Below are 1,414 nucleotides of genomic sequence, written 5' to 3' on the forward strand. Positions count from 1 at the left end.
GCCGACTGGACCGAGAGGGCGACGGGCGCCCGTGTCTGTGTTCACGGGAGCAGACGTGGGCCTTCCTTCGGCCTGCCCTGGTCGGTGGGGGGAAACGTGGTCTGGGCGGCACGGGGGGCGGCGTGAAAGCGCTCCGGGGCGAACGTCTGCAACGCGACATTCAAACGCTCGGCGGGGATGCGCAGAGCACCTGTCGTGTGAAGGTTGACGATGCGGAGCTGGGCACCGGTCAGGTGCGCTCCTAACAGCCGGAAGCCGCGGTAGCGGAAGGCGTCCTCGGGGCGAAGCCATATGACCAGGTCGTCGGGCTTTTTCTTGCCGGGCACTGAGGCAACGGGCTCTATCGTGTGGATGTGATCCCAAGGGATGGCCATCCGGCGCGAGTGTGAACTGAGAGTGAAAGCCCAGTTGTCGATCTCCAAGGTGAGGCGGGTCCGAAGAATGAGGAGGGGAAGGCAGATAGCGAGCACCTGAGAGTAGAGGATCGCGACACCGAGCCAAGGAGCGGTGGGGTTGTGGTCCACGACCGGATCCATAGCGATACCGAAAAGGGTGGCGTCTGCTGCGAAGGCACCGATGATCGCTGCGAGGGTGCCCAGTCCTATGAAGTCCCCCTCGTAGTGGGCCCTTTGCGTGTCGTCCTGGACGACTCCGTACTGCGGGCGAGCGCCGGGATCCCAGACGTCTTCAGCGTAACGAAGGACAATGGTCTCGATCTTCTCGCGGGAGATTCCCATGGAGATGAGGTCGCAGACAAGGACGCCGCCGAGGCGGGCTTCGATGCGTGCCAGCAGTGTATGAACGCCGTTGGATGGGTGGGATGTCGGCCGGCCGCGCAGCTTGAGGAATAGGGTTCCGGTCGCTGGAGTGTTACGCCGCCAGGAAATGATTCCCACGTGGTCGATCTGGTCCCAGGCCCAGCGGCGAGTACCGCTCTTGCTCTTGTGTGTGATGCCGTCGGCGCCGACGGTCAGGCTAGAGCGATGCCGCAGCAGCAGAGCGGGGACCAGCACAGGGATGAAGAGAATCAGGGTCCACAGGATTAGGGGGATGAACCGCCACCCGTAGCGGTGCGCGGGGATGGTGGCGAGGATGGTTACGGACGGGATCAGGGCGAGAGCGGTGAGAGCGAGGGCGAGTACGACGAGGCGCACGCGACGCGTCGCGCCATGCAGCGTGGCGGCGGGGATCGGGGCAGGTGCGGCGTATCCGGCGCGCTGGGCGGCCTGCGTCTGGGTCCAGACGTCACGGGGAGCAAAGCGTTTGAGGGCCTGGTCGACGTCGTGCGGTGTGCAGGCGAGACGGCCTAGATCGGCGACACACGCGCCACCGAGCCTCCATCTTCGCCCGGCGCGGCGGGCGGACAGAGATAGTTGAGGAGGTGTTTGATCGCGTAGCCGGAGGATGAGAAGGA

The 1,414-nt window shown here is 65.2% G+C and carries 1 protein-coding gene; it reads right to left on the reverse strand.

Annotation, left to right across the window (positions count from 1 at the left end):
• Positions 1-41 precede the first annotated feature (41 nt).
• The coding region (locus tag AC27LF_RS45415) for a hypothetical protein (RefSeq protein WP_479665214.1) at positions 42-1,414 on the reverse strand (1,373 nt) is incomplete at its 5' end.

The organism is Streptomyces diversicolor (assembly GCF_057537855.1).